Source organism: Anaeromyxobacter sp. Red801 (genome assembly GCF_049201065.2).
Taxonomy (GTDB): Bacteria; Myxococcota; Myxococcia; order Myxococcales; family Anaeromyxobacteraceae; genus Anaeromyxobacter.
Genome location: NZ_CM181236.1, coordinates 1886076 through 1911097, shown reverse-complemented (window position 1 = coordinate 1911097; position 25022 = coordinate 1886076). Strand labels below are relative to the sequence as shown.

Annotated in this window: 30 protein-coding genes; 26 read left to right on the top strand and 4 right to left on the bottom strand. The window is 77.6% G+C overall.

The genetic code is table 11. The features are described from left to right. Positions 1–10: 10 nt before the first annotated feature. From ACOQFB_RS08750 to ACOQFB_RS08740, 3 genes are read right to left on the bottom strand one after another with little or no spacing between them, the layout of a single operon-like run. Positions 11–490, bottom strand: a complete 480-nt coding sequence (locus ACOQFB_RS08750; protein ID WP_059439256.1) for a chemotaxis protein CheD — start codon at positions 488–490, stop codon at positions 11–13. Further along, a complete protein-coding gene (locus ACOQFB_RS08745) occupies positions 487–1293 on the bottom strand; it encodes a CheR family methyltransferase (RefSeq protein WP_059439257.1) in 807 nt (268 codons plus the stop codon). The genes ACOQFB_RS08750 and ACOQFB_RS08745 overlap by 4 nt, the downstream gene beginning before the upstream one ends. 1 nt (position 1294) lies before the next feature. Continuing rightward, the gene (locus tag ACOQFB_RS08740; RefSeq protein WP_421610867.1) at positions 1295–3427 is read right to left on the bottom strand and encodes a chemotaxis protein CheA; all 2133 of its coding nucleotides are present in this window, start codon (positions 3425–3427) and stop codon (positions 1295–1297) included. Positions 3428–3924: 497 nt separating this feature from the next. On the opposite strand from ACOQFB_RS08740, the gene ACOQFB_RS08735 reads away from it, so the two are divergent. The 17 genes from ACOQFB_RS08735 to ACOQFB_RS08655 all read left to right on the top strand — a co-directional run bounded on the left by ACOQFB_RS08735 (position 3925) and on the right by ACOQFB_RS08655 (position 17624). Further along, complete coding sequence (locus ACOQFB_RS08735) at positions 3925–4329, top strand: chemotaxis protein CheX (protein ID WP_421610868.1); 405 nt, start codon at positions 3925–3927, stop codon at positions 4327–4329. 66 nt (positions 4330–4395) lie between these two features. Continuing rightward, the gene (locus tag ACOQFB_RS08730) at positions 4396–5556 is read left to right on the top strand and encodes a response regulator (RefSeq protein ID WP_421610869.1); all 1161 of its coding nucleotides are present in this window, start codon (positions 4396–4398) and stop codon (positions 5554–5556) included. A gap of 10 nt (positions 5557–5566) precedes the next feature. Next, the gene (locus tag ACOQFB_RS08725) at positions 5567–6433 is read left to right on the top strand and encodes an HDOD domain-containing protein (protein WP_059439452.1); all 867 of its coding nucleotides are present in this window, start codon (positions 5567–5569) and stop codon (positions 6431–6433) included. 121 nt (positions 6434–6554) lie between these two features. Then, positions 6555–7058 carry a flagellar basal body-associated FliL family protein gene (locus ACOQFB_RS08720; RefSeq protein WP_059439451.1) on the top strand — a complete coding sequence of 168 codons (504 nt, stop codon included), beginning with the start codon at positions 6555–6557 and terminating at the stop codon, positions 7056–7058. Between the two features lie 8 nt (positions 7059–7066). After that, positions 7067–8071 carry a flagellar motor switch protein FliM gene (locus ACOQFB_RS08715; protein ID WP_237758194.1) on the top strand — a complete coding sequence of 335 codons (1005 nt, stop codon included), beginning with the start codon at positions 7067–7069 and terminating at the stop codon, positions 8069–8071. An 8-nt stretch (positions 8072–8079) separates the two neighbouring features. Beyond that, positions 8080–8373 carry a flagellar motor switch protein FliN gene (fliN, locus tag ACOQFB_RS08710; protein ID WP_059439449.1) on the top strand — a complete coding sequence of 98 codons (294 nt, stop codon included), beginning with the start codon at positions 8080–8082 and terminating at the stop codon, positions 8371–8373. A gap of 11 nt (positions 8374–8384) precedes the next feature. After that, positions 8385–8978: a flagellar biosynthetic protein FliO gene (locus ACOQFB_RS08705; protein ID WP_421610870.1), complete on the top strand. Its 594-nt coding sequence runs from the start codon at positions 8385–8387 to the stop codon at positions 8976–8978. Further along, positions 8975–9685 carry a flagellar type III secretion system pore protein FliP gene (fliP, locus tag ACOQFB_RS08700; protein WP_421610871.1) on the top strand — a complete coding sequence of 237 codons (711 nt, stop codon included), beginning with the start codon at positions 8975–8977 and terminating at the stop codon, positions 9683–9685. The genes ACOQFB_RS08705 and fliP overlap by 4 nt, the downstream gene beginning before the upstream one ends. Then, positions 9682–9945, top strand: a complete 264-nt coding sequence (locus ACOQFB_RS08695) for a flagellar biosynthetic protein FliQ (RefSeq protein ID WP_237758222.1) — start codon at positions 9682–9684, stop codon at positions 9943–9945. Before fliP ends, ACOQFB_RS08695 begins: the two co-directional genes overlap by 4 nt. Beyond that, complete coding sequence (locus tag ACOQFB_RS08690) at positions 9946–10698, top strand: flagellar biosynthetic protein FliR (protein ID WP_421610872.1); 753 nt, start codon at positions 9946–9948, stop codon at positions 10696–10698. It begins immediately after the preceding gene. Positions 10699–10701: 3 nt separating this feature from the next. Further along, positions 10702–11352, top strand: a complete 651-nt coding sequence (locus tag ACOQFB_RS08685) for an EscU/YscU/HrcU family type III secretion system export apparatus switch protein (protein WP_494492535.1) — start codon at positions 10702–10704, stop codon at positions 11350–11352. Then, a complete protein-coding gene (locus ACOQFB_RS08680; RefSeq protein ID WP_494492576.1) occupies positions 11241–11768 on the top strand; it encodes an EscU/YscU/HrcU family type III secretion system export apparatus switch protein in 528 nt (175 codons plus the stop codon). Before ACOQFB_RS08685 ends, ACOQFB_RS08680 begins: the two co-directional genes overlap by 112 nt. After that, positions 11765–13843 carry a flagellar biosynthesis protein FlhA gene (flhA, locus tag ACOQFB_RS08675; RefSeq protein WP_059439560.1) on the top strand — a complete coding sequence of 693 codons (2079 nt, stop codon included), beginning with the start codon at positions 11765–11767 and terminating at the stop codon, positions 13841–13843. The genes ACOQFB_RS08680 and flhA overlap by 4 nt, the downstream gene beginning before the upstream one ends. A 33-nt stretch (positions 13844–13876) precedes the next feature. Further along, the gene (gene flhF, locus ACOQFB_RS08670) at positions 13877–15025 is read left to right on the top strand and encodes a flagellar biosynthesis GTPase FlhF (RefSeq protein ID WP_494492534.1); all 1149 of its coding nucleotides are present in this window, start codon (positions 13877–13879) and stop codon (positions 15023–15025) included. After that, positions 15022–15930: a MinD/ParA family protein gene (locus ACOQFB_RS08665; RefSeq protein ID WP_059439547.1), complete on the top strand. Its 909-nt coding sequence runs from the start codon at positions 15022–15024 to the stop codon at positions 15928–15930. Before flhF ends, ACOQFB_RS08665 begins: the two co-directional genes overlap by 4 nt. Before the next feature lie 6 nt (positions 15931–15936). Next, positions 15937–16635, top strand: a complete 699-nt coding sequence (locus ACOQFB_RS08660) for a sigma-70 family RNA polymerase sigma factor (RefSeq protein ID WP_421610171.1) — start codon at positions 15937–15939, stop codon at positions 16633–16635. A gap of 215 nt (positions 16636–16850) precedes the next feature. Then, complete coding sequence (locus ACOQFB_RS08655; protein ID WP_421610172.1) at positions 16851–17624, top strand: GNAT family N-acetyltransferase; 774 nt, start codon at positions 16851–16853, stop codon at positions 17622–17624. Here the strand turns inward: ACOQFB_RS08655 and ACOQFB_RS08650 are convergent. Then, complete coding sequence (locus ACOQFB_RS08650; RefSeq protein ID WP_421610173.1) at positions 17608–18024, bottom strand: flagellar FliJ family protein; 417 nt, start codon at positions 18022–18024, stop codon at positions 17608–17610. The genes ACOQFB_RS08655 and ACOQFB_RS08650 overlap by 17 nt on opposite strands. A 122-nt stretch (positions 18025–18146) precedes the next feature. Between ACOQFB_RS08650 and ACOQFB_RS08645 the strand changes: the two genes are divergently transcribed. The 9 genes from ACOQFB_RS08645 (at position 18147) to flgK (ending at position 25018) form a co-directional block, all read left to right on the top strand. Next, positions 18147–18854: a flagellar hook-basal body complex protein gene (locus ACOQFB_RS08645; protein WP_421610174.1), complete on the top strand. Its 708-nt coding sequence runs from the start codon at positions 18147–18149 to the stop codon at positions 18852–18854. An 11-nt stretch (positions 18855–18865) separates the two neighbouring features. Beyond that, positions 18866–19651 (top strand): flagellar basal-body rod protein FlgG, encoded by a 786-nt coding sequence (gene flgG, locus ACOQFB_RS08640; protein WP_421610175.1) that lies wholly within the window; start codon positions 18866–18868, stop codon positions 19649–19651. Between the two features lie 508 nt (positions 19652–20159). After that, positions 20160–20303 carry a hypothetical protein gene (locus ACOQFB_RS08635; protein WP_494492533.1) on the top strand — a complete coding sequence of 48 codons (144 nt, stop codon included), beginning with the start codon at positions 20160–20162 and terminating at the stop codon, positions 20301–20303. Next, on the top strand, positions 20300–20989 hold the full coding sequence (locus ACOQFB_RS08630) for a flagellar basal body L-ring protein FlgH (RefSeq protein WP_421610177.1): 690 nt from the start codon (positions 20300–20302) through the stop codon (positions 20987–20989). The genes ACOQFB_RS08635 and ACOQFB_RS08630 overlap by 4 nt, the downstream gene beginning before the upstream one ends. Positions 20990–20997: 8 nt before the next feature. Beyond that, positions 20998–22107: a flagellar basal body P-ring protein FlgI gene (locus ACOQFB_RS08625; protein WP_421610178.1), complete on the top strand. Its 1110-nt coding sequence runs from the start codon at positions 20998–21000 to the stop codon at positions 22105–22107. Further along, positions 22104–22832 carry a M23 family metallopeptidase gene (locus ACOQFB_RS08620; RefSeq protein ID WP_421610179.1) on the top strand — a complete coding sequence of 243 codons (729 nt, stop codon included), beginning with the start codon at positions 22104–22106 and terminating at the stop codon, positions 22830–22832. Before ACOQFB_RS08625 ends, ACOQFB_RS08620 begins: the two co-directional genes overlap by 4 nt. Positions 22833–22845: 13 nt before the next feature. Beyond that, positions 22846–23148 carry a flagellar biosynthesis anti-sigma factor FlgM gene (locus ACOQFB_RS08615; RefSeq protein WP_059438789.1) on the top strand — a complete coding sequence of 101 codons (303 nt, stop codon included), beginning with the start codon at positions 22846–22848 and terminating at the stop codon, positions 23146–23148. 8 nt (positions 23149–23156) lie between these two features. Then, positions 23157–23597 (top strand): hypothetical protein, encoded by a 441-nt coding sequence (locus ACOQFB_RS08610; protein ID WP_421610180.1) that lies wholly within the window; start codon positions 23157–23159, stop codon positions 23595–23597. Between the two features lie 11 nt (positions 23598–23608). Further along, complete coding sequence (gene flgK, locus ACOQFB_RS08605) at positions 23609–25018, top strand: flagellar hook-associated protein FlgK (protein WP_421610181.1); 1410 nt, start codon at positions 23609–23611, stop codon at positions 25016–25018. The last annotated feature ends 4 nt before the right edge of the window (positions 25019–25022 follow it).

The window sequence follows — 25022 nt, the reverse complement described above, 5'->3', positions numbered from 1 at the left end:
GGTCACGCGGTCACAGCGGCGCGATCTCCTCGCCCGACTGCACCGTCACCCGGCCCGAGTCCAGGAACAGGCGCACCGTCCGCGAGCGCGCGCCGCCCACGTCCTCCGCCGCCACCGCCACCCGCGCGCGGCGCAGGATGCGCCGCATGGCGGCGTGGTTGCGCCGGCCGATGTCGAAGCCGCCGTACAGGTCGTTGAAGCTCCCGCCCCCCGCCGCCTTGACCACCAGGTCCTCCTTGCGACAGCCGCGGGCGTACAGCCGCTCGAAGAGCAGCGGGATGCCGGTGTCGGCGAACGTGCCCGGCGCGCCGCGCGCCCGCTCCGGGGAGAGCGCGGAGGTGGGGAGCTGGAAGTGCAGCATGCCGCCGACGTGGCGGCCGGGATCCCAGGCGACGAGCGCGATGCACGAGCCCAGCCCGTGCGTCACGATCACGCCGCCCGGCTCACCCGTAACCACCAGGTCGCCGATGCCCACGGTGACGAGGCTCACGTGGCCTCCGGCATCCGGTACACCGAGGGGCGCTCGCTGCGCAGCCGCGTGGGGATCCCCGCCAGCGTCTCCGAGTGGCCCACGAACAGCGGGGCTCCCGGGCGCAGCAGGCGCTCGAGCTCCTCGACCAGCCGCGCGCGCATGGGCCGGTCGAAGTAGATCATCACGTTCCGGCAGAAGATCGCGTCGAGCGGCCCGCGCATCGGGTACGGGTGCTCGGCCAGGTTGAGGCGGCGGAGCACCACCCGCTCCCGCAGCCGCGGGACCACCTCGTGCAGCGTCGATCCGCCGGGCCCGGGTCGCGCCGCGAGGAACCGCGCCCGCAGCGCCGCCGGGATGGCGGCCACCTCCTCGTCCGCGTAGGTGGCCTCCGCCGCGCGCGCCAGCACGCGGGTGGAGAGATCGGTCGCGAGGATCCGCCAGTCGCAGCCGTCGAGCTCGGGCTCGAGCACCATCGCGGCGGTGTAGGGCTCCTCGCCCGAGGAGCAGCCGGCGCACCACACCCGGAAGCGCCGCTGTCCCACCCGGCGTGCGACCCGCACCGACTGGACCAGCGCCTCGAAGTGATCGGCCTCGCGGAAGAAGTGGGTGAAGTTGGTGGAGATGGCGTCCAGGAACCGCACCAGCTCGTCGCCGCCCTCCGCCTGCAGGTGCTCCAGGTACTCGCGCTCGGTGGAGAGGGCCAGCTCCCGGAGGCGCCGCGCGAGCCGCGCCTCCACCAGGGCCGCCTTGCCCGGGCGCAGGAAGATCCCGGCCCGCTCATGGGCGATGCGCTGGAAGCCCTGGTACGTCTCCGCGTCCACCCTAGGCCCCCGCCGCCAGCCGGGCGCCGCGGTCGGCCGCCGCGTCGCGCGACGCGAGCCCTGCCAGCCGGTCCACGTTCAGGATCAGCCCCACCCGGCCGTCGGAGAGGATCGCCGCGCCGGAGAGAAAGTCCGTGTCGCCGAGGCCGCTCCCCAGGGGCTTGATCACCACTTGCTGCTGGGTGACCACCTCGTCCACCACCAGCCCCACCTTGCGACCCAGCCCCTCGACCACCACCACGCGCAGATCGTCGGTGCCCGCCGCACGCTCGCGCGCGCCGAGCAGGCGGTGCAGGCGCAGGAGCGGCAGGATCTCGCCGCGGACGTCGATCACCTCGCCGCGTCCCGCGGCGCGTCGGATCGTGTCATCGGCCGGCCGCAGCGACTCGACGATCGAGAGGCTGGGCAGGATGTAGGTCTCGCCTCCGCAGGAGACGAGCATGCCGTCGATGATGGCGAGCGTGAGCGGGAGCACCAGCCGGAACGTGGTCCCGCCGCCCGCGCGCGAGGCCACGGTGACGCGGCCGCGCATCCCCTCGACGTTGCGCTTCACCACGTCCATGCCCACGCCGCGCCCGGAGATCTCGGTGACCTTCGCCGCGGTGGAGAAGCCGGGCAGGAACACCAGCCCGTGGACCTCTGCGTCGGACAGCTCCTGCCCGTCGCCCACCAGCCCGCGCTCGCGCGCCTTGCGCAGGATCCGGTCGCGCTGCAGCCCCCGGCCGTCGTCGGTCAGCTCCACCACGATCGACCCGCCCTCGTGGTAGGCGGCCAGGCGCAGGACGGACCGCGCGGCCTTGCCCGCGGCGAGGCGCTCCGCCTCCGGCTCGATACCGTGGTCGAGCGCGTTCCGCACCAGGTGCACGAGCGGATCCTCGATGCGCTCGACCATGCTGCGGTCCATCTCGGTGTCCTCGCCGGAGGTCTCGAGGATCACGTCCTTGCCGGTCCTGCGCGAGAGATCCCGGACCAGGCGCGCCATCTTCTGGAACGCGCCGCGCACCGGGACCATGCGCATCCGCATGGCCACGTTCTGCAGGTCGCGGCTGATCTTGGTCATCTGGTTGAGCGAGTTGCGCAGGCGCAGGGAGGCGACCGCCGCCAGCTCCGGCGCGTGCACCACCATCGACTCGACGATGATGAGCTCGCCGATCATCTCCACCATCGAGTCCACCCGCTCGAGATCCACCTTCACCGTCTCGCGGAGCTGACCACCGCCGTGCGGCGGCGGCGTGGGCGCGGCCGACGCCTCCGGCTCCGCGGCAGGCGCAGGCGCAGGCGCGGGCGTCGGCGGCGCGGGCGCGGGCCGAGGCGGCGGGTTCGCCGCGGCCGGAGCCGCGACGGCGACGGGGCCCGCGGCCAGGTCCGCGGCCGCCGCGATGGCCGGCGTCGTCCCCTCGCCCGCCGCCTCCGACGCCGCCTCGGCGGCCGCGCTCACCGCCGCGATCCGCGCCACCAGCCCGGGCACGCGCGCGTCCGGCAGGAGGTCAGCGCGCGCGTCCACCGCCTCGCGCAGGCGCTCCAGCAGGCTCCGGAGCGCGGCGGTCGCCTCGAACGTCACGTCGAAGGTCTCGCCGGCCAGCGCCGCGCGGCCGCTGCGCACGTGGTCGAGCAGCGTCTCGGCCGTGTGCGCGAGCGAGACGATCTCGCCGAGCTCCAGGAACCCGGCCACGCCCTTGATGGTGTGGAAGACGCGAAACAGCGCGTTGGTGCGATCCGGGTGCGGCCCGTCTCGCTCCACCGCGAGCAGCGTCTCGTCCGCGCGGGCCAGGCCGTCGAGCCCCTCCTCCAGGAAGTCGCCGATGAGCTCGAGCGTGTCCGCGTCGCGGCTGGCCCGCGCCGCCGGCGGCAGCGCCTCCGCCTCGACGGGCCGCTCCAGCTCGCCGCCGCCGAGCAGCGCCGAGAGGCGGGCCAGCGCCGCCGCGGCCCCGCCGACGTCGTCGCCGTCGCTCCCGTCCAGCGCGCGGCCCAGCGCGCCCGCCTCCGCCGCGAGCGCGCCGTCGAGCGCACCCGCGGCGGTGGCCGCGGCCAGCGCGCGCGAGACCTCGCGGAGCGACGCCGGGTCGGCCGCATCCGCCGCCACCACCGCGGCCGCCACCGCCTCGCGCGCGTCGTCCCCTGGTCCTCCGGACATGCCGTCCTCCGATCGCTCCCGGCGCCGCGTCCTGGCCGTGCCGGTCGAGCCGCACGCCGTTGCAGCGCGCGTGCCCGGATCCCGGGACCCGCGCCCGGGCGGCCGCGGCGCGTCGCGCGTGCGCAGTCCGGCGTCTCCCGCCACGGGTCGCCGCCGCGGCGTCCCCGGGGCCCGGGCGGACCCGTGTCCGCCGCGACACGCCGCCGGCGCGCGTCATGCGCCTGGCGTCAGGATCGGCCGCCCGCCGCGTCGATCCACGAAGCCGCTGGGGCGCAGCGCGAAGCTGCGCGAGGCCCGGCGCCGGGCCGCCCGGCGCGCTGCGCGCGAGGCGAGCCCCGCGTCCCGGCGGCGGCCGCCGCGTCGAGGCAAGGCGCTTGCAGAGTGCCACCGCGGGGTCCGCGCCCGATCGCGGCGCCGGGACGCTCCCGGCACAGCCCCGGTGCCCGCTCATGACGACCTTGCCGCCCCCAGAACAGATGGCCTCCGTGGTGTCGGGAGTGACCCAGACGATGCTGGGACTCACCTTCGTCCCCGATGCCGCCCGGACGCCGTGGCGCGATCTGGTGTGGCGCGGCGCCGTGCTCGCCATCGACGGCGCTCGCCCGCTCACGGTGGGCCTGTCCTCGGATCGCGAGGGCTGCACGGCGCTGACCGCGGCGCTGTTCCAGATCGGCGCGGACGAGGTCTCGGACGAGATGCTGTCCGACTCGCTCTGCGAGCTGGTCAACATGACCGCCGGGCTGCTCAAGGCGCACCTGCGCCTCGAGCAGGCGCTGGGGCTGCCGCGGGTGGTCCCCGCCGGCCAGCCGCCGGTGCCGCCGCCCCCGGAGAGCGCGAACAGCGTGGTGCTGCGCGCGGAGCACCTCGGCCTGGTGCTGTGGGTGTTCGAGGGGCTGGCCTGACCCATTGACGATTTCGCGCCGGCGCGAGGCCCGTGACGGGCCGGGCGCCGGGGCCGGAGGCAAGAGATGCCCGCCATCCTGACCGTGGACGACAGCCGCGCGGTGCGCACCATCGTCGGCAAGCAGGTGAAGGAGCTGGGGTTCGACGTGCTGGAGGCCGAGGACGGCATCCAGGGGCTGGAGCAGCTCGCGCAGGCCCAGGTGGACCTGGTGCTGCTCGACGTGACGATGCCGAACATGGACGGCCCCGCCATGCTGCAGAGCATGCGCGACGGCGGCAACCAGACGCCGGTCATCATGCTCACCTCGGAGTCCAAGCGGAGCATCGTGGCCGGTGCCATGAAGCTCGGCATCTCCGACTACATCCTGAAGCCCTTCAAGCCCGAGGAGCTGCGCTCCAAGGTGCTTTCGGTCCTCCAGGGCGAGGGCGGCGGGGTGGGCGGCCTCGGCGCGGAGCCGGCGGTGGAGGTCGCGCCGGCCGAGGCGGCCGCGGCGGCCCCGGCGCCGGCCGGCGGCCGGTTCGTGGACGTGCTGGTGGTGGACGACATGGAGAACGTCCAGAAGAAGCTGCGCTCGATGGTGCCGCAGCACGTGAGCCTGAACGGCTACACCAGCGCCGCCTCGGCGCTGGCCGCCTGCCGCGAGCGCGTCTACCGCGTGGTGCTGGTGGACACCGAGATCCCCGACGTGAACAGCGCCGTGCTGGCGCAGCAGATCCGCGTGCTGCAGCCGCACGCCGCGCTGGTGGCGCTCGCGCTGCGCACCGCCAACGACGTCACCAAGGAGGTCCGGGAGCAGGGCTTCGACGACGTGCTCTTCAAGCCGTTCCGCCCCGAGACCATCGACGACTTCCTGCTCCAGTACTTCGACAACCAGGACTTCCTGCAGATCGAGGACAACGTGCTGCGCCTGGCGCCGTTCGCGGGCCGGGCCGACAAGGTGGACCGCTTCTACAACCGGGTCCACGCGGTGTTCGCCGACGCGCTCGAGAAGGTCGCGGCGGCCTGCTACGACGAGGTGGTGCTCGACGTGGGGACGCCGCCGCTCGAGGGCGACCGGCTGCCGAAGCTGGTGAACGCGGTGGCGGAGAAGGCGCGGGACTTCGGCATGTCGCTCGCGCTGGTCGGCGCGCCCGAGGTCCGCAAGGCGCTCGGCGGCTACACCGAGACGAAGGACCTCCGGCTGTTCGCCACCGTCCAGGAGGCGCGCGCGGGCGGCGCCGCCTAGCGCGACGCGCATGAGCGTCGACAAGCTCTCCGCCGAGCTGGAGGCGATCCTCGTCCGGCGGATCGAGGCCGACCAGCTCGTCCTGCCCACCCTGCCCGCGGTGGCCGCGCGCGTGCTGGACGTGCTGCGCGACCCGGACGCCGGCATGAAGGAGGCGGCGCAGATCCTGGAGAAGGACCCGGTGCTGGCGGCCCGCGCGCTGCGCATGGCCACCAGCGCCGCCTTCGCCGCCGGCACGCGCAAGATCACGCTGCAGGAGGCGCTGGCGCGGCTCGGCACCCGCGCGCTGAAGGCGCTGCTGGTGGAGGCGTCGGCGCAGAAGCTGTTCGTCTCGCGCGACGCGCAGATCAACGCCGCCCTGAAGGCGCTCTGGGAGCACTCGGTGGCGGTGGGCATCCTCGCCCGCGACGTGCTCGCGCTCACAGGGACCGGCGACTCCGAGTCGGCCTACCTGGCCGGTCTGCTGCACGACGTGGGCAAGCCGGTGGTGGCGAGCGTGCTGCTCGAGGTCGAGCGGCAGCTCACCGAGGTGTACCAGCGCGGCTGGATCGACTCCGGCGAGTGGCTGATGGTGGTGGGCCGGGTGCACCGGCGGGTCGGGGTGGCGCTGGCGGAGCGGTGGCAGCTCCCCGCGCCCATCGTCGCGTGCGTCCGGGAGGCGACGGAGTACGACAAGGGCGATCGCGCCTCGCTCGCGAACGCGGTGTGCTTCGCGAACGCGCTCGCCAAGAGGTCCGGGATCTTCGCCGGCGCCGTGGACGCCGAGGACGTGGACGCGCTGGTGATGATCGGGCGCTCCGTCATCGGCATCTCCGACGACGTGCTGCGCACGCTGACGCGCGGCCTGCGCGAGCGCGTCCGCGGTCTGTACGACTAGCACCTCCCCGGCGCCGTCACCGCGGTGACGGCGCCAGCCGCCTGACGTCCTCCCAACCCCGCGGCATCAGGCCCCTCCTGCGTGGCGCGCGGCTTGCTCCCGGGGTCGCGCGGGAGACGACATGGCAGACGCGAACGAAGGCCCCACCCCGCCCCCCGCGCCGGCGCCCGGCGGCTCGAAGCTGGTTCCGGCGCTCCTCGCGCTCAACCTCCTCGCGGTCGCCGGGCTGCTGGCGGCGTTCCTGCTGCGCGGCGGCGCGGCGGGCGCCCCGCCCGCCCCGGCGGCGGGCCCGGCGCACGGCGACGAGCGCGCGGCCGCGCCGCCCGGGCCCACCATCAAGCTCGCCGACTTCATCGTCCACCTGCGCGACACCGACGCCGACCGCTACGCGCGCGTCACCTTCGACGTCGAGGTCGCCACCGAGGAGGACCGGACCCGCCTCACGCCGCTCGTCCCGCGGGTCCGCGACGCGTTCATCGCCTACCTCTCCGACCGGACGGTGGAGGAGCTGCGGGGCAGCGACGCCATCGCCCGCACCAAGGCGGCGCTCTCGGAGCGGCTCGGGGCGCTGGCCGCCGGCGTCGACGTCCGCGCGCTCTACGTCACCGACCTCGTCATCCAGTGAGCCCGCCCGTGCCCGCCATCCTCACCTCCGACGAGATCAAGGCGCTCATGAGCGCCATCCAGGACGGCCGCCTCGCCGCCGAGGGCGCGCCCTCCAGCCGGGCCCAGGTCGCGCCGTACGACCTCACCAGCCAGGACCGGATCATCCGCGGCCAGATGCCCACGCTCGACGCCATCAACGAGCAGGTGGCGTCGATGCTGGGGATCGGGCTGGCCGGCCGGACGCGGCTGGCGCTCCGGATCGCCTCCGCGCCGGCCACGCTGCTGAAGTTCGCCGACCTCGCGCCGCTGCTCGCGCCGCCCGCCTCGGTGTGCATCCTGGGCCTGGGCGCGTCGTACGGCTTCGCGCTGGCGGTGCTGGAGGCCGGGCTGGCCGAGGCGCTGCTCGCGGCGGCGCTCGGCGACCGGCGCGTCCGCCAGCCGGAGGAGGGCGGCGACACGCGCCGCGAGCTCACCTCGGTGGAGCAGCTCGTGCTGCGCCGCCTCCTGCGCCTGCTCGCCGACGCGATGGCGCAGGCCTGGGCGCCGGTGCTGCCCTTCGAGCCGGAGGTGCTCCGCCTCGAGCCCGATCCGCGCATGGCCAGCATCGCCCCGCCCACCGACGTCGGCATCGTCTCCGGGTTCGAGCTGAAGGGCGGCCTCGAGGGGCGGCTGCACCTCGTCATCCCCTACGCCGCGGTGGAGTCCGCCAAGCAGAAGCTCTCCTCGCCGCGCCGCCTCTCGCAGCGCGCCGACGAGCGGTTCGCCGACGCGCTGGCGCGCGAGGTGGAGCAGGTGCCGGTGGAGCTCCGCGGCCTCTACGGCCGCGCCCGCATCCCGTTCGCGCGCCTGCTCGAGCTCGCCGAGGGCGAGGTGCTGCTGCTCGACACCGACGAGGGCAGGCCCGTGCCGGTGGTGGTGCAGGGGCGCGAGAAGCTCCTCGGGACGCCCACCGTCTCGGGCGGCAGCCTGGCGGTGGTGCTGGACCAGCCGCTCCGCCCGCCCGCGCTGACCCCCGCCACCCTCCTCCGCTGAGGATCCCGATGGAAGCCCAGACCCCTCGCAACGGCGACTCGACCCGGCGCCTCGACCTGCTGCTCGACGTGCCCCTCGAGATCGACGTCGAGCTCGGCCGCACCCGCATGACCATCCAGGACCTGCTCCAGCTCGCGCCCGGCTCGGTGATCGAGCTGGACAAGGTCGCCGGCGAGCCGCTCGACATCCTGGTCAACGGACGGCTCGTGGCGCGCGGCGAGGCGGTGGTGGTGAACGACAAGTTCGGCGTGCGCATCACCGACATCGTCTCGCCGCAGGAGCGCATCCAGCGCCTGCGCTAGGAGCCGAGCCCATGCCCACCGCGCTCCTCGCCGCGCTGCTGCTGTCCGCCGTCCCGCTCCCCGCGCCCGCTGCGGCGGATGCCGCCACGTCGCCCTCGCCCGCGCCCTCCGGGCCGGCGCAGGCGCCGCCGGCCGCCCGCGCCCTCGACCTCGCGGGCACGCCGGCGCTCGGGCGATCGCTCGCCGCGCCCGGGCTGCTGCTCGCCGCCCTCGCCGCCGCGGCGCTGCTCCTCGCCCGCCGGCGCCGCGCCGCGCCGCGCCACGTGGAGGTGCTCGAGACCACCAGCCTCGGCCCCCGCCGCGCGCTGGTGCTCGCGCGCGTCGGCGACGAGGTGCTGCTGCTCGGCTCGAGCGAGGCCGGCCTCGCGCTCCTGCGCGCCCTCCCCGCCGCCCCGCCCCTCCCGGCGGCCGCGCCCGCGCCGGCCTCGCCCCCGCCGCTCCCCGCCCGCGCCGCGCCGCCCGACCTGCTCGCGCGGCTGCGCGGCCTCGGCCGGTCCGCTGCGCCGGCCCCGGCGCCCGGCTTCGAGGCGCTGCTCGCGGAGAGCGCCGAGGACCAGGCGCTGCGCCGCAAGCTGGCCGGCGGCCAGGCCGGGAGGGTCCGGTGAGCCCGCTCGGCCTGCCGATCGCGGCGCTGTCGGTGGCGAGTCCCGCCGCCGAGGGCGCGCTCCAGCTCTCGGTGAACGGCGGCGGCTCCGCGCCGGTGAAGCTGTTCCTGGTGCTCACCGCGCTGAGCTTCGCGACCGCGCTGCTCGTCTCGGTCACCTCGTTCACGCGGATCGTGATCGTGCTCTCCTTCCTGCGCCAGGCGCTCGGGACGCCGCAGGTCCCGCCGAACCAGGTGCTGGTCGGGCTCGCGCTGGTCCTCTCGTCCTTCGTCATGTCGCCCACCGCCACCCGCGTGTACGCCGACGCGCTGGGCCCGTACTTCGACGACCGCATCGGCCAGGCGGAGGCGCTGGAGCGCGCGAGCGGCCCGGTGCGCGAGTTCATGCTGCGCCAGACGCGCGACCAGGACCTGGCGCTGTTCTACGAGATCTCCGCCACGCCCCGGCCCGCCAGCGGCGACGCGATCCCGATGTCCATCGCCGTCCCCGCCTTCATGATCTCCGAGCTGACCACCGCCTTCCGCATGGGCCTGTTCCTCTATGTGCCGCTGCTGCTGGTGGACCTGCTCGTCTCGGCGATCCTCATGTCGATGGGCATGATGATGGTCCCGCCCACGCTCGTCGCGCTGCCGGTGAAGATCGGCCTGTTCGTGATGGCCGACGGCTGGCGGCTGGTGGTCGGCGCGCTGGCCCGGAGCTTCGCGTGACCCCGGAGCTGCCCGGCGCGCTGCTGCGCGAGGCGCTGCTGCTGCTCGCCGCGGTCGGCGGGCCGGTGCTGGGCGCGCTGCTCCTCGTCGGCCTGGTGGTGGGCGTGCTGCAGGCGGCCACGCAGGTGAACGACGCCGCGGTGGGCTTCCTCCCGCGCGCCGCGGCGGCCGGCGCGGTGATCTGGCTGCTGGGCGGCTGGATGATGGACCGGCTCTCCGGGTTCCTGGCGCAGTGCATCCTCCGGATGGCGGGGCGCTGAGTGGAGCTGCCGCTCGCCACCGCCTGGGGCTTCGGCCTGCTGCTGCTCCGCACCGCGGGCCTGTGCGCGGTCGCGCCGGTGCTCGGCGCGCGGGTGGTGCCGGCCCGGGTCCGGCTCGGCCTGGCCCTGGCGCTCACCTGGGCGGTGCACGCCGGCGCCGGCTCCCCCGCAGTGCCGCCGCCCGCCGGCCTGGCCGGGCTGGCCGGCGCCGCGCTCGCCGAGACCGCCACCGGGCTCCTCGCCGGCCTCGCGGCGCGCTGGACGCTCGACGCCGCGCTCGCCGCCGGCCATCTCGCCGGGCTCTCCGCGGGCCTGGGGTACTCCGCCCTCGTCGATCCCATCACCGGCGCCGAGTCGAGCGCGGTCTCGCAGACGGTGTTCGTGGTGGCGCAGGCGGTGGCGGTGGCGCTCGGCGTGCACCGCGAGGCGGTGGTCTGGCTCACCCGCGCCGCCCTGGCCTGGCCCCCCGGCGCCGCGCCGGACCTGGCCGGCCTCGCCTCGCGCGCCGCCGGCCAGGCGACGCTCTCGGTGGCGCTGGCGGTCCGGCTCGCCTTCCCGGTGATGGCGGCGGCCCTGCTCGGCCACCTGCTCCTGGGGGTGATGGGCCGGATGGCCCCGCAGCTCTCGCTCTCCAACGTGGGGTTCTCGGCCTCCACGCTCGCCGCCGGCCTGGCCCTGTACCTGGCCGCGCCCGCCGCCGCCGAGCTGGCCGCGCGGGCCGCAGTGGCGGCGCTCGCCGGGCCGGGAGGGTGACGCGTGGCGGACGCCGAGGACCAGGAGAACCGCACCGAGCCGGCCAGCGCGCAGCGGCTGGCGCGCGCCCGCGAGGAGGGCCAGGTCCCGCTCGGCCACGACGCCGCGCTGGCGGCCGGCCTGGCCGGCGCGGCGCTCGCGCTCGTGGCGCAGGCGCCCGGGCTGGGCAGCGGGCTGGCGGAGCTGCTGCGCCACGCCGCCGCCTCGGTGGACCGGGCGCCCTTCGCCACCCTGCCCGCGCTGGCGGTCCGGCCGGCGGCGGCGGCGCTGGGCGTCTGCGCGGCCGCGGCGCTCGGCGGCGCGGCGGCCACGCTCGCGCAGACGCGCGGCGGCTTCTGGCCCCGGCTGGCCGCCCCGGATCCCTCGCGCCTGCTCCAGCCCGGCCGCCTGCTGCGCCCGCTCTCCCGCGACTTCCTCCTCGACCTCGCGCTGGCGCTCGCCAAGGTCGCGGCGCTCGCCGCGGCCGCCGGGGCGCCGCGCGCGACGGGGTGGCGCGGCTGCCGGCGCTGCTCGGCGCCGCGCCGGGGGAGCAGCTCGCCGCCCTGTTCGCGCTCCTCGCGCGGGTGGCGCTCCCGGTGCTCCTCGCCGCCGCCGCGCTCGCCCTGGCGGAGCTGGGGCTCGCCCGGTGGCGCTTCGCGCGCAAGCACCGGATGACGAAGGAGGAGGCGAAGCGCGAGGTGAGGGAGGACGAGGGCGATCCGCTCGTCCGCGGCCAGCGGCGGCGGCGCCACCGCGAGCTGCTCCGCAACCAGGCGCGCCTGGAGGTGCCGCGCGCCGACGCGCTGGTGGTGAACCCGACCCACGTGGCCGTCGCCCTCCGCTACCGGCGCGACGAGGGGCGCGCGCCGCGGGTCACCGCCAAGGGCAAGGGCGAGCTGGCCCGCCAGATGCGGGCGCTCGCGCGCGAGCACGGCGTCCCGGTGGTGCAGGACGTGCCGCTCGCGCGGCTGCTGTACCGGAAGGTGAAGGTGGGCCGGGAGATCCCCGCCCAGACCTACAAGGCCGTGGCCGCCGTGCTCGCGTTCGTCTACCGCGCCGCCGGCCGCCGCGACGGAGGGGCGCGCGCGTGAGCACGACCACGACCCCCGGGGCGCCCGCGGGCGGCCGGGCCGAGCTGGCGGTGGCGGTGGGGGTGCTCGGCATCCTCGCCATCCTGATCGTCCCGCTCCCGGCGGCGGCGCTGGACGTGTTCCTCGCCCTGTCCATCGGGCTCTCGGTGCTCATGCTGCTCGTCGCGCTCGGCCTCACCCGCGCGGTCGAGTTCTCGGTGTTCCCCTCGCTCCTGCTGCTCGTCACGCTGTTCCGGCTGGCGCTCAACGTCGCCACCACCCGGCTCATCCTCACCGACGGCGGCAAGGGCGCCGGCGCGGCCGGCCACCTGATCGAGACGTTCGGGCGCTTCGCGGTGGGGGGCAGCCTGGTGGTCGGGCTGGTGGTGTTCCTCATCCTGCTCATCGTGAACTTCACGGTGATCACGAAGGGCTCGAACCGCGTGTCGGAGGTGGCGGCGCGCTTCACCCTCGACGCGCTCCCCGGCAAGCAGATGGCCATCGACGCCGACCTCGCCGCCGGCCTGGTGGACGACCGCGAGGCGCGCGCCCGCCGGCAGGCGCTGGAGCGGGAGACCGAGTTCTTCGGCGCCATGGACGGCGCCTCCAAGTTCGTGCGCGGCGACGCGGTGGCCGGCCTCGCCATCACCGGGGTGAACATCGCGGGCGGGCTGCTGGCCGGCCTGCTGCGCGACCACCTCTCGCTCTCCGCCGCCGCCGAGACCTACACTCTGCTCACGGTGGGTGACGGGCTGGTCTCGCAGATGCCGGCCCTGCTCGTCTCCACCGCCTCCGGCCTGGTGGTGACCCGCGCCGCCGGCAGCGACCTCGGCACGCAGGTCGCGAGCCAGATGCTGGGCCGGCCCGCCGTGCTCCGCACCGCCGCGGGCGTCCTCGTGGCGCTCGGGCTGCTCCCGGGCATGCCGCTGGTCGCGTTCGGCGGGGTGGCCGGGGCGCTGCTCCTCGCGGCGCGGCGGGCCGCCGCCCGGCGGGAGGCCGCCGCCCGCGCGCCGCGCCCCGCCGCCGAGGAGAAGGGCCCGGAGCGGATCCAGGACCTGCTCGCGCTCGACGCGCTCGAGCTGGGCGTGGGCTACGGGCTGGTGCCGCTCATCGACCTGGACAGGGGCGGCGAGCTGCCCGGGCGCGTCACCGCGCTCCGGCGCCAGCTCGCCACCGAGCTCGGCATCGTGCTCCCGCCGGTGCACCTGCGCGACGACCTCCACCTCGAGCCCGGCCAGTACCGCGTGCTGCTCCGCGGGGTCGAGCTCGGCCGCGGCCTCGCCCACCCCGAGCGGCTCATGGCGCTCGACCCGAACGGCGGCGACCCCGCGGTGGAGGGCGTGCCGGGCGTGGACCCGGCGTTCGGCCTGCGCGCGGTGTGGATCACCCCGGCCGATCGCCCGCGCGCCGAGGCGCTCGGGCTCACGCTGGTGGACGCCGCGTCGGTGATCACCACGCACCTCTCCGAGCTGCTCCGCCGCAACGCGCACGAGATCGTGGGCCGCCAGGAGGTGCAGGAGCTGCTCGGGGTCCTGGGCCGCGACGCGCCCAAGCTGGTCGAGGACGTGGTCCCCGGCGCGATCTCGCTGGGCGAGCTGGTCCGGGTGGTCCGCGGGCTGCTCCGCGAGGGCGTGTCGGTGCGCGACCTGCGCACGGTGCTGGAGGCCGTCGCCGACGCGGCGCCGCGCTCGAAGGAGCCGGCCTGGCTGGTGGAGGCCGCGCGGCGGCGGCTGTCGCGGCAGCTCACCGCCCGCGCCGCGAACGCCGACGGCGTGGTGCGCGCGCTCACGCTCGACCGCGGCACCGAGGAGACGCTCCGGGCCACCCTGGGCGCGTCCGACGGCGAGGCGGCGCTCGCCCCCGACGTCGAGACCGCGCGGCGGCTGGTGGCGTCGCTCGAGTCGGGCGCCACGCGCCTGACCGGCGCGGGGCACCCCGTCGTCGTCCTGGCGCCACCGGACCTGCGCCGGCCGCTGTTCGACTTCGCCAGCCGCTTCGTGCCCGACGTCCAGGTGCTGGCGGCGCGCGAGCTGGTGCCCGGGACCACCGTGGAGCCGGCCGGGACGGTGCAGGCGCAGCCGCAGCTCGCGGCCTGACGGTTGCACTACCGGGCGCCAGGAGCCACGCCGATGACGCCCACCGTCCGCACCTTCCGCGCCCCCGACTCCGCCGCCGCGCTCGCCGCGGTGAAGGCCGCGCTCGGCCCCGAGGCGGTCATCCTCGCCACCCGCACCGTGGACGGCGGGCTGTTCCGCCGCGCCGAGGTGGAGATCACCGCCGCGCTGGAGCCGGCCGGCCCCGGCCCGGCGCTCGCGGGGCCGCCGCGCCGCCCCGCGGCGGCGGCGCCGCGCCCGCCGCCGCTGCCCGCCGCGGCGCCCGCGCCGGCGCGCCCGCCCGACGACCCGCTGCAGGACGAGCTGCGCCTCCTGCGCCGCTCGGTGGAGGAGACGCGCCGCGCGCTCGCCGCCGTGACGCTGGAGGCGCGCGCCGGGCGCGAGCTGCAGCTCCCGCCGGCCGGCGCCGACGCCTACGCCCGGCTGGTGGGGCGCGGGGTGGAGCCGGCCCTGGCGGAGGGGCTGGTCCGCTCCGCGCTGGAGCTGGGCGGCGCGGACCCTGCCCGCGCCTGGCGCGCGGTGAAGGACCTGCTGGGCGAGCGGCTGGTGCCGTGCCGCGCCCCGTGGCTCCACGACGCGCGCCGCGTGCTCGCCGTGGTGGGCCCCACCGGCGTGGGCAAGACCACCACGCTCGCCAAGGTGGCGGCGCGCGCGCTGCTGGAGACGCGCAAGCGCGTCGCCTTCGTGACGGTGGACACCTACCGGCTCGGCGGCGCCGAGCAGCTCGCGCGCTACGCCGGGATCATGGAGGTGCCGGTGCTCGTGGCGCGCGACCGCGGCGAGCTCGGGCGCGCGCTGGATCGGCTCTCCGACGTGGACCTCGTGCTGGTGGACACCGCCGGCCACGCCTCGGTGGAGGACGTGGAGCGCCAGGCGGCGCTGGTCCGCTCCGTCCCGCGGGTCCAGCTCCACCTGGCCGTGTCGGCGGCGGCGGGCGCGCTGGAGCTGGCCGCGGTGGCGGATCGCTACCGCGCGCTCGCGCCGGATCGCCTGGTGCTGACGAAGCTCGACGAGGCGGCCGGGCCGGGCAGCGTGCTCTCCGCCGCGGTGCGGGTGTGCCGCCCCATCGCCTGCGTGACCGACGGCCAGCGCGTGCCCGAGGACGTGCACGCGCTCGCCGGCCCGGCGCTGGTGGACCTCGTCGCCGGAAAGGACGCCCCGTGACCGCCTCCCCCGAGCGCGCCCGTGCCGACCAGGCCCAGGGCCTGCGCGACCGCGTCGCCCCGCGCGACCCCGCCCCGCCGCTGCGCGTGATCGCCGTGACGAGCGGCAAGGGCGGCGTGGGCAAGACGCACATCTCCGCCAACCTGGCGGTGCTCGCCGCCCGCGCCGGGCGCCGCGTGCTCCTGGTGGACGCGGACCTGGGCCTCGCCAACGCCGACATCGTCCTGGGGATCTGCCCCACCCACCACCTCGGCCACCTGCTCGAGGGCGCGGCCACCGCCGAGCAGGTGCTCACCCAGGGCCCGCGCGGCGTGCGCGTGCTCGGCGCGTCGAGCGGCATCCAGTCGCTCACCCGGCTCACCGACGCGCAGAAGCTCACGCTCGTGTCCGCGTTCGAGGCGCTCGACCGGCGCTTCGACCTCGTGCTGGTGGACTGCGGCGCGGGCATCGGGGACAACGTGCTCTTCTTCGCCGGCGCGGCGCAGGAGGCGCTGCTGGTGGTCTCGCCCGAGCCCACCTCGCTCTCCGACGCCTACGCCACGGTGAAGGTCCTGTCCCAGCAGGCCGGCGTGACGCGGTTCGGGGTGGTCGCGAACCAGGCGGCCGACTTCCAGGGCCGCGACGTGTTCCGGCGGCTGACCCAGGTCACCGGCAAGTTCCTCGACGCGCGCCTCGCCTACCTCGGCGCCATCCCGCGCGACGAGGACCTGCCCCGGGCCGGGCGCGTGCAGCAGCCGCTCGTCGAGCTCTACCCGCGCGCGCACGCCAGCCGCGCGCTCCAGGCGCTCTGCGACGCCTTGCTCACCGCGCCGCCGCCGGAGGCCCTGCCCGGCGGCGTGAAGCTGTTCTGGCAGCAGCTCCTCCGCGAGCGGCAGCCCGCCGCCTCGCCCGCCTCGCCCGCCTAGCCCGCCATGCCCGCCGCCCACGCCGCTCTCGCCCGCTACGGCCCGCCCGCCCCCGGGCCGGACGACGCCCTGCTCCGGCGGCACGCGCCGCTGCTCGATCGCTGCGCCCGCCGCCTCGCCGCCCGCACCGGCCACGCGGTCGACCCGGGCGACCTCTGGTCCGCCGGCGCCATGGGGCTGCTCGAGGCGGCGCGGCGCTTCGACGCGTCCCAGGACGTCCGCTTCGAGACCTTCGCCGAGCACCGGGTGCGCGGCGCCATGCTGGACGAGCTCCGCCGGATGGACCACCTGCCGCGGCGCCTCCGCGCGGACGCCGACCGCGTCCAGGCGGCCCGGGCGCGGCTGGAGCAGGCCATCGGCCGCGAGCCGGACCCGGTCGAGGTGGCCGATGCGGTGGGGCTGCCCGCCGAGCAGGTCGGCGAGCTGCTCCTGCTCGCCGCGCCCCCCGCGCCGGTCGAGGACGACGTCGCGCCCGCCCCGGCGCCGCCGGCGGACGAGGCGCTCGCGGCGGCCGAGCGGCGCGGCGCGCTGGCGCGCGCGGTGGCCGCGCTGCCGGAGCGGCTCCAGGTGCTGCTGGCGCTGTACTACGACGAGGCGCTCACCTACCGCGAGATCGCGAAGGTGCTGGGGGTGTCCGAGCCGCGCGTCTGCCAGCTCCACGCGGAGGCGGTGAAGAAGCTCCGCACGCTCGTGTCGGAGATGTAACCACATTTGCCTACGTTCCCGGGTAGCATTCGGGCCTACACCGGAGCCAAGACAGGCGGAACCCCGCGAAACGGGCGGCCGTTCGCGGAAACCTTTACCGGCCCCGGGCCCGGTGCTGTCGTCTGGCCCGACCGCGCCGCCGTTCCGGGATGTCCCCGCCGGCGAGGACGCGGTCGAGGCGGACGCGAAGGGCGCCGCCAGGAGCACGCTGAGCCATGCCGTCGTACGACGACCCAGACGAACGATGCGCCCGTCCCACGGGGCGGGCGACCTTCCGCTTCACCACCTTCGATCCCGACGACCCGGATCTCGCCGAGGAGCTGCGCGGCTGGGTCCTCACCGCCCAGGCCTTCCTGGCACGCGGGGTCGCCCCCGCCACGCGGGCCCGCCTGGAGGACTCGCTGCGCATCGTCGGCGAGCTCGCCCGCGTGCTGGCCGGCGAGGAGGAGGGCGAGGGCGTCACCGAGCAGCGCACCGTCCACGCCGCCGTCCACCGCGGCCGCATCCAGGCCGTCACCTCCCTCTTCGTGTGCCCCGGGGCCGCGTTCGTGGAGCTGCTCGCCACCGCCCCGTGGAACCTGCTCGGCCCGGCCGATCCGCCCGACGCGCGCACCGTGCGCGGCGCGGGCACCGCGCTCGTCAACCGCGCCGTGACGCTGTCCCGCGGCGCCGGCGCCGGCGGGAGGGTCACGCTGCAGGCCGAGAACCCGCGCGCGTTCGCCGTCTACCAGAAGCTCGGCTTCGAGCGCATGCGCCCCTCCGACGCGCCGCTCGCGCTGGTGCCGCGCGGCAAGGACGGCTTCTCCAAGTCCGTGCTGCGGCTGGCCCGCGGCGCCGCCGGGCCGGAGGAGGCCCGGGCGCCGTGGATGCTGCTCGACCCGGGCCGCGCCGCGCTGCGCGCCCGCCCGGCCGCGCCCCGGCCGCGGGTGGGCCAGCTGCCCTTCGCCGCCGCGGCGGCGCGCCCGCCGGCGCTCAGGCGCGCCGGTTGAACGCGAGCGTCGCGAGCTCGTCCAGCGCGCGACGCTCCCCGCGCTCCTCCTCCACCCGCTGCTCCGCGAGCTTCCGCTCGCGGGCGCGGCGGGCGGCCTCCGCCTCGGTCCGCGCGCCCGCCACCCCGGCCCGGGCGACCGCCTCCCGCCGGAGCGCCTGCGCCACCTCGGCCTCGGCCGCCTCCACCGAGCGGAGCGCCCGCGCGTGCGCGAGCTCCTCCACCGCCCACAGGCCGGCCGCTCCGGCGCCGCGCCCGTCGGCCCGCGCGCCCGCGCGCGTCGCCTCCAGCCGCTCCGCCGCGCGCGCCACGCCGCCCCGGGCCCGCGCCAGGCCCTCCTCGGCGCGCGCCTCGGCGCGCTCGCGCACCTTCACCAGCCGATCCAGCCGCGTCCGGGCCAAGCCGCCCCTCCACTCCCCCGCCGGCCCCGCCTTGCACGCCACGGGCCCCCCGCGCCGCGACGGTCCCGTGGCGCGCCCGGCTGGCGCGACGCTTGCGAAGGCGCCGGGCGGGAGACGCGAACATGGCGGACGGCATCTACGTGAGCATGTGCGGCGCGGTGGCCCGGGCGGAGCAGCTCGACGCCGTCGCCGACAACCTCGCCAACGCGCAGACGCCGGGCTTCAAGGCGGCGCGCCCCGCCTTCGAGAGCTTCCTCGCGCCCGGCGCGGCCCAGGACAAGCGCTACGCCGCCGCGGTCGCCACCGGGATCGACCTGCGCCCCGGCCCGACCCAGCGGACCGGCAACGCGCTCGACGTGGTGCCGGAGGCGGGGCTGTTCCTGACCGTGCGCACCGCCGGCGGCGCCGCCGCGTACACGCGCGACGGCCGGCTGACGCTGGACGCCGGCGGGCGTCTCGTCTCTGACGGCCGGCCGGTGCTCTCGGCCCGCGGCGAGCCCATCGTCCTCCCGCCCGACCTCGAGGCGCGGGTGGACGCCGCCGGGCGCGTGTGGGCCGGCGACGTGGAGGTCGCCGCGCTCGGCCTGGCCCGGCTGGACGGCCCGGTGGACCGGGTCGGCCCCTCCCTGCTCGCGCCGGGCGCCGGCGGGCGGGCGCTGCCGGCGGAGGGCGCGGTGCGCAGCGGCGAGCTCGAGCTCGGCAACGCCGGCGCCCTGGAGGCGTCGATCCAGCTCGTCTCGGCCCAGCGCGCCTACGAGGCCTCGCTGCAGGCCATCCAGACGTACCGGCAGCTCGACCAGCGCGCCGTCGAGGTGGCGCGCGTGAAGTGAAAGGACCCCCCGTGCTCCGCTCGCTCTACACCGCCGCCACCGGCATGGAAGCCCAGCAGCTCCGGATGGACGTCATCGCCAACAACCTCGCCAACACCGGCACCACCGGCTTCAAGCGGCAGCGGGCCGAGTTCGAGGACCTGCTCTCCGAGACGCTCCACGGCGCCGAGGCGCCCGACCCCCGCGGCGGCACCGCGCCCGCCGCGCTGCAGGTCGGCCTCGGCGTGCGCACCGGCTCCACCGTCCGCAACTTCGGCCAGGGCGAGCTGCTCACCACCGGCAACGCGCTCGACCTCGCCGTCGAGGGCGACGGCTTCTTCCGCGTGCAGCGCCCGGACGGCTCGCTCGCCTACACGCGCGCCGGGAACTTCCGGGTGGACGCGGCCGGCCGGCTGGTCACCGCGCGCGGCGAGGTAGTGGAGCCGGAGATCACCTTCCCGCCCGAGACGACGCGCGTGACGGTGGACGCCGACGGCACCGTGCGCGCGCAGGTCGCCGGGCGGGAGGCGCCGCAGGAGCTGGGGCGGCTCGAGCTCTGCACCTTCCCGAACCCGGGCGGCCTGGAGGCGGCGGGCGGGAACCTGCTCCTCCAGACCGCCGCGAGCGGCGAGGCGGTGGAGGCCCGCCCCGGCGAGCAGGGCGCGGGCACGCTCGCCCAGGGCTTCCTCGAGGGCGCCAACGTGAAGGCGGTCGAGGAGATGATCGACATGATCGCCACCCAGCGCGCCTACGAGCTCAACTCGCGCGTGGTCCAGACCGCCGACCAGATGCTGCAGCGCCTCACCTCGCTGCGCTGAGCCCCGCCATGCCCGCCCTCGGCCTCGCCGCCGCGCTCCTCGCCGCCCTCGGCGCCCCGCCCCCGGCCGCCCCGCCCCCGGCCGCCTCGGCCGAGGCCGCGGTGGCCTCGGCACTCGCGCCCGACGGTGCCCGGGCGCGCGTCGAGGCGCTCCGCGGCGGGTCGCCCGGCTGCGCGCCCGGCGGCTACCGCGCGCTGCGGCCGGTGCAGGCCTCGGGCGAGATCCCGCTGGAGGTGGACGGGCGCGACGGCGCCGGCCGGCCCTGCCGCGCCTTCGCCTGGGCCGCGGTGCGCGTCACCGGGCCGGCCCTCCGGACGACGCGCGCGCTCCGCGGCGGCGAGCCGATCGCCGGCGCGGTCGAGCCCGCCGAGGCGGAGCGCGTGCCCGGGCGCGCCCCGCTGGCCGACCTCCCCCCCGCGCGCGCGCCGCCCGCGCCCTCGCCGCCGGCGCGCTGCTCGCCGCGGCCGACGTCCGCGCCGGGCCGGCGCCCGGCGAGCCGGTGGAGGTGGTGGTCCGCGCCGGCGGCCTGGAGATCACCCGCGCGGCCCGCGCCGTCCCATGCGTGCGCGGCCGCGCCTGCGCCCTCCTCCCCGGCGGCCGCCGCGTGGAGGGCCGGCTGCAGGACGGCCGGATCCTGGTGGAGGTCCCGTGAGCGCGCTCACCCGCATCGCCCTCGCCGTGGCGGCCTTCGCCGCGCTGGTCCTGGCGCTGTCCGCCTGCGGCCCGGCCCACGTGGCCGGCTACGTGCCGAAGCGCCGCGACTACGCCGTGCCGGGCGCCTCCGGGCAGGAGGCGCAGGCCGCCACGGCCGGCTCGATCTGGCGCGAGGGGCGCGCCGCGTCGATGCTCTACACCGACGCCCGCGCGCTCCGCGAGAACGACCTGGTGGTGGTCCGGATCGAGGAGATCGCCGACGCGAAGCGCTCGGCCGACACCGATCTCACGCGGCGCAGCGAGCTGAACGCGTCCATCGAGGCGTTCCTCTCCTCCCTGAGCAAGCCGTACGCGCTGAAGGGCGGCGCGGACACCGGGTTCCAGGGGCTCGGCTCCACCGCGCGCACCGAGCGGCTCACCGCCACCGTGCCGGCGGTGGTCCGCAAGGTCCTGCCCAACGGCAACCTGTTCATCGAGGGGCACCGCGTGGTGCTGGTGAACGCCGAGGAGCAGCACTTCTACATCTCCGGCGTGGTGCGGCCGATCGACATCGACCAGGAGAACGGCGTGAAGTCCTCGATGGTCGCCGACGCCGAGATCGAGTTCACCGGCCGCGGCGTGCTCTCCGACAACCAGCGCCAGGGCTGGCTCTCCCGCCTCCTCGGCTGGTTCTGGCCGTTCTGAGCCCCGCCATGCCCGCGCGCCCGACCCCCGCCGCCCTCGCCCTCGCCCTCGCCGCCGCGCTCGCCGCGCCGGCCCCCGCCGCCGCCGCGCGCGTGAAGGAGCTCGCCGACGTGGTGGGCGTCCGCGAGAACGCGCTGTACGGCTACGGCCTGGTGGTGGGCCTGCCCGGCACCGGCGACTCCGAGCGCGTGCTGTTCACGCAGCAGTCGGTGGCGGGCATGCTCGGGCGCCTCGGCATCCGGATCGATCCGAAGGACGTCCGCTCGCGCAACGTCGCCGCGGTGATGGTCACCGCGCGGCTGCCGCCGTTCGCGCGGCCCGGGACCCGGATCGACGTGGCGGTCGCCTCGATGGGCAACGCGCGCTCGCTCGCGGGCGGGCTGCTCCTCGTGACGCCGCTCTCCGGCGGCGACGGCAAGGTCTACGCGGTCGGCCAGGGCCCGGTGCAGGTGGCCGGCTACGACGCGGGCGCCGGCGGCGCCGAGCTGCGCAAGAACACGCCCACCTCCGGGCGCGTGGCGGGCGGCGCCACGGTGGAGCGCGCGGTGGACTTCGCGCTGGGCCAGGCGCCGCTGGTGCTCGCGCTGCGCCGGCCCGATCTCACCACCGCCACCCGCGTCGCCGCGGCGGTGAACGCGAAGCTCGGCGCCGGCACCGCCCGCGCGCTCGATCCGGCCGCGGTGGAGCTCTCGCCCCCGGCGGCGCGCAGGGACGACGCGGTGGGCGTCCTGGCCGAGGTCGAGCTGCTGGAGGTCGAGGCCGACCAGCGGGCCCGGGTGGTGGTGTCGGAGCGCACCGGGACGGTGGTGGCCGGCGAGGGGGTGCGGCTGCGCCCGGTGGCCGTGGCGCACGGCGGCCTCCAGGTGCGCGTGCAGCGCGACCCGGCGGTCTCGCAGCCCGCGCCGTTCGGCGCCGGCCGCACCGTGGAGTCGACGCGCGACCGCGCCGCCGCCGCCGAGGCCGCGGGGGGCGTGGTGGCGCTGCCCGCCGCCGCCTCGGTCGAGGACCTCGCCCGCGCGCTCGACCTGCTCGGCGCGAGCCCGCGGGATCTGGTGGCCGTGCTGGAGGCGATCCGCGCCGCGGGCGCGCTCGACGCCGACCTCGAGGTGCTCGAGTGATCGCGCCCGCCGCCGGGGCCGCGCCCGCCGCGGATCCGCGCCTGCGGGAGGCCGCGCAGGCGCTGGAGGCCATGCTGCTCCGCGAGATCGTGCGGACGAGCGGCGCGTTCCGGGGCGGCGAGGGCGCCGGCGCCGGGGTCCGCGCCGACCTGTTCGCCGACGCGCTCTCCGACGCGGTGGCGCGCTCGGGGGGCATCGGGCTCGCCGGCGAGATCACCCGGTCGCTGGGCGGCGGCGATCCCGGGCCCGCCCCCCTGGCCGGCCCGGCCGCGCCGCCGCGCACCGCGACCGTGGCGCCCGGCGCGCTCGCGCCGCCGCTGCCGGGGCGGATCACCAGCGCGTTCGGCCCGCGCGCCGATCCCTTCACCGGCGCCGCCGCGCGCCACGACGGCGTGGACGTCGCCGCGCCGGAGGGCACGCCGGTGCGCGCCCCCGCGGCCGGGGTGGTGGTCCGCGCCGGACCGCGCGGCGGGTACGGCAACGCGGTCGAGGTGGACCACGGCGGCGGCCTCGTGACGCTGTACGGCCACGCCGCGGAGGTGCGCGTCCGCCCGGGCCAGGTGGTGGCCGCGGGCGAGGAGCTGGCGCGCGTCGGCAGCACCGGCCGCTCCACCGGGCCGCACCTCCACTTCGAGGTCCGGATGGCCGGCCGCGCGATCGACCCGACGCGAGCCCTCAAGATCTACGCGCGGCGTGCCGATGAGAGCGGCAGGAGCGGACCGTGAGCAGGAGGTCTCCATGAAGGTCAACGATGCCGCAGAGATCCGTCGCGTCGAGGCAGGCCGCGCCGCGGGGTCGCAGCGCACCCGGGAGCCGGGTGCACCGGCGGCCGACCGGGTGTCGACCGAGTCGCTGGCGCGCCTCGAGGCCGCCGCGGCCGCCGCCCGGGGCGGCGCGGCAAAGGACCGGGCCGTGCGGCTGGAGGCCATCGAGGCGGCGGTGAGGCAGGGCACGTTCCGGCCGGATCCGCAGCGCATCGCGCAGCGGATCCTCGACGACGCCGAGCTGACCGCGCGGCTGCGGGCGCTGCTCCAGGGGTGAGGCGCCCGATGGACGACGTCCTCGCCGCCGCCGCCGCGCTGCGCGACGCGCTCCGCGCCGAGGCGGCCCGCGCCGCCGCGGTGCCCGAGGCGCTGCGCGCGCTCGACGCCCCCCGCATCCTCGACGGCGCGAGCGCCCGCGCCGGCTTCAACGCGCAGGTGGCGGCGCTGCAGGAGCGGCTCGCGGCGGCGCTGGCGCGCGCCGCCCCCGGCGGCGAGGCGACGCTGGCCCGGCTGCGGGCGCGGGCGCCCCGCGCGGCGGACGCGCTCGGGGTCCTGCTCGCCGAGGTGCGCGCGCTCGCCACCGAGATCGCGGAGCGCGACCGGCTCAACCTCGCGCTGGCGGCGCGGGCGCGCGCCTGCGTCCAGGGCTACCTCGCCGCGCTCTGCCCCTGCCCCGCCGCCTACGACCGGCGCGGCGCGCCCGCGGGCGCCGCCCGCCGCCGCTGAGGAGCGACCCCGTGGCCGACCTGCTGAGCATCCTCTCCTCCAGCGCCGCCAGCCTCGCGGCGCAGCGCGCCGCCGCCGCGACCGCCTCGCACAACCTGCAGAACGCCAACACCCCCGGGTACGCCCGCCAGCGCGCGGTGCTCACCACCGTCCTCCCCGCCCAGCAGGCCGGCGGGGCCTGGATCGGCCGCGGCGCGGCGCTGGCGCAGGTGACGCAGGCGCGAGACCGCTTCCTCGAGGCGCAGCTCCCCGCCGCGCAGGGGCGGTCGGCCCGCTCCGCCGCGGCGTCCTCGCTCCTGGAGGCGGTCCAGGTGCTGGACCCCGAGGCCGAGGGCGGCCCGGCCGACGCGCTCGGCGGCCTCTACGCTGCCCTCACCGAGCTGTCGCAGGCGCCCTCCGATCCCGGCCTCCGCCAGGCGGCCGTCGCGGCCGCCCGCACGCTCGCGCTCTCGCTCAACCGCGCGCGCCAGGGGCTGGAGGACGCGCGCGCCGGCGCCGACGCGCGCATCGCCGCCGGACTGTCCGAGGCGAACGCCCTCGCCGCCGAGGTGGCCGCGCTGAACCGCGACATCCGCGCGGCGCGCGCCGCCGGCGCCGGGGAGCCGAACGACCTGCTCGACGCGCGCCAGCGCTCCGTGGACCGGCTCGCCGCGCTCACCGGCGCGGTGCCGGCCGCGACGAGCGAGGGCGACGTCTCGCTGCTCCTGCCCGGCGGCGCCGCCCTGGTCGCCGGCCTCCGTGCCTCCACGCTGCTCCCGCAGCCCGGCCCGGACGGCCACCTCTCCGTGCAGCTCGCCATCGGCGGCACCTCCGCCGACGCCCCGCCCGGCGGCGAGCTGGGCGGGCTGGTGGACGCGTCGTCCGGCCCGCTGAAGGACGCGATCACGGCGCTCGACCAGCTCGCCTGGGCGGTCGGCAACCAGCTCAACGCCGCGCACCGCGCCGGCTACGGGCTCGACGGCTCCACCGGGCTGGACCTGCTGGACGTGGGCACCACCTCCGCCGGCGCGGCCCGGCGCATCGCCGTGGCGGGCGCGGTGGCGGCGGATCCCTCGCGGCTCGCCACCGCCACCGCCGCCGGCCAGCCCGGCGACGCCGGCAACGTGCTCGCGCTGCTCGCCACCTCGACCGCGCGGATCGCGAGCGGCCAGGGCTCGGACCTGCTGGCCGGCGTCGACGCCACCGGCGCGCTCGCGCGGATCACCGGCGCGTTCGGTGCCGCCGCGCGGGGCCTGGCCGCGTCCGCCGCCCAGGACGCGGGCATGGCCGACCACCTCGCCGCGATGCGCGAGTCGGCCAGCGGCGTCTCGGTGGACGAGGAGCTGCTGGAGATGGAGAAGGCGCAGCGCGCCTACGAGGCGATCTCGAAGGTGATCCAGGCCTCGTCGGAGATGTTCGACACCCTGCTGAAGCTGGAGTAGCCGC

What these genes read in the sequence shown, in the direction of transcription:
- ACOQFB_RS08645 (WP_421610174.1), top strand. Translation starts at nt 18,147, where the DNA reads ATGGCGGACGGCATCTACGTGAGCATGTGCGGCGCGGTGGCCCGGGCG.
- ACOQFB_RS08725 (WP_059439452.1), top strand. Translation starts at nt 5,567, where the DNA reads ATGAGCGTCGACAAGCTCTCCGCCGAGCTGGAGGCGATCCTCGTCCGG.
- ACOQFB_RS08720 (WP_059439451.1), top strand. Translation starts at nt 6,555, where the DNA reads ATGGCAGACGCGAACGAAGGCCCCACCCCGCCCCCCGCGCCGGCGCCC.
- fliN (WP_059439449.1), top strand. Translation starts at nt 8,080, where the DNA reads ATGGAAGCCCAGACCCCTCGCAACGGCGACTCGACCCGGCGCCTCGAC.
- ACOQFB_RS08615 (WP_059438789.1), top strand. Translation starts at nt 22,846, where the DNA reads ATGAAGGTCAACGATGCCGCAGAGATCCGTCGCGTCGAGGCAGGCCGC.
- ACOQFB_RS08660 (WP_421610171.1), top strand. Translation starts at nt 15,937, where the DNA reads ATGCCCGCCGCCCACGCCGCTCTCGCCCGCTACGGCCCGCCCGCCCCC.
- ACOQFB_RS08610 (WP_421610180.1), top strand. Translation starts at nt 23,157, where the DNA reads ATGGACGACGTCCTCGCCGCCGCCGCCGCGCTGCGCGACGCGCTCCGC.
- ACOQFB_RS08740 (WP_421610867.1), bottom strand. Translation starts at nt 3,427, where the DNA reads ATGTCCGGAGGACCAGGGGACGACGCGCGCGAGGCGGTGGCGGCCGCG.
- ACOQFB_RS08705 (WP_421610870.1), top strand. Translation starts at nt 8,385, where the DNA reads ATGCCCACCGCGCTCCTCGCCGCGCTGCTGCTGTCCGCCGTCCCGCTC.
- ACOQFB_RS08625 (WP_421610178.1), top strand. Translation starts at nt 20,998, where the DNA reads ATGCCCGCGCGCCCGACCCCCGCCGCCCTCGCCCTCGCCCTCGCCGCC.
- ACOQFB_RS08730 (WP_421610869.1), top strand. Translation starts at nt 4,396, where the DNA reads ATGCCCGCCATCCTGACCGTGGACGACAGCCGCGCGGTGCGCACCATC.
- ACOQFB_RS08655 (WP_421610172.1), top strand. Translation starts at nt 16,851, where the DNA reads ATGCCGTCGTACGACGACCCAGACGAACGATGCGCCCGTCCCACGGGG.
- flhF (WP_494492534.1), top strand. Translation starts at nt 13,877, where the DNA reads ATGACGCCCACCGTCCGCACCTTCCGCGCCCCCGACTCCGCCGCCGCG.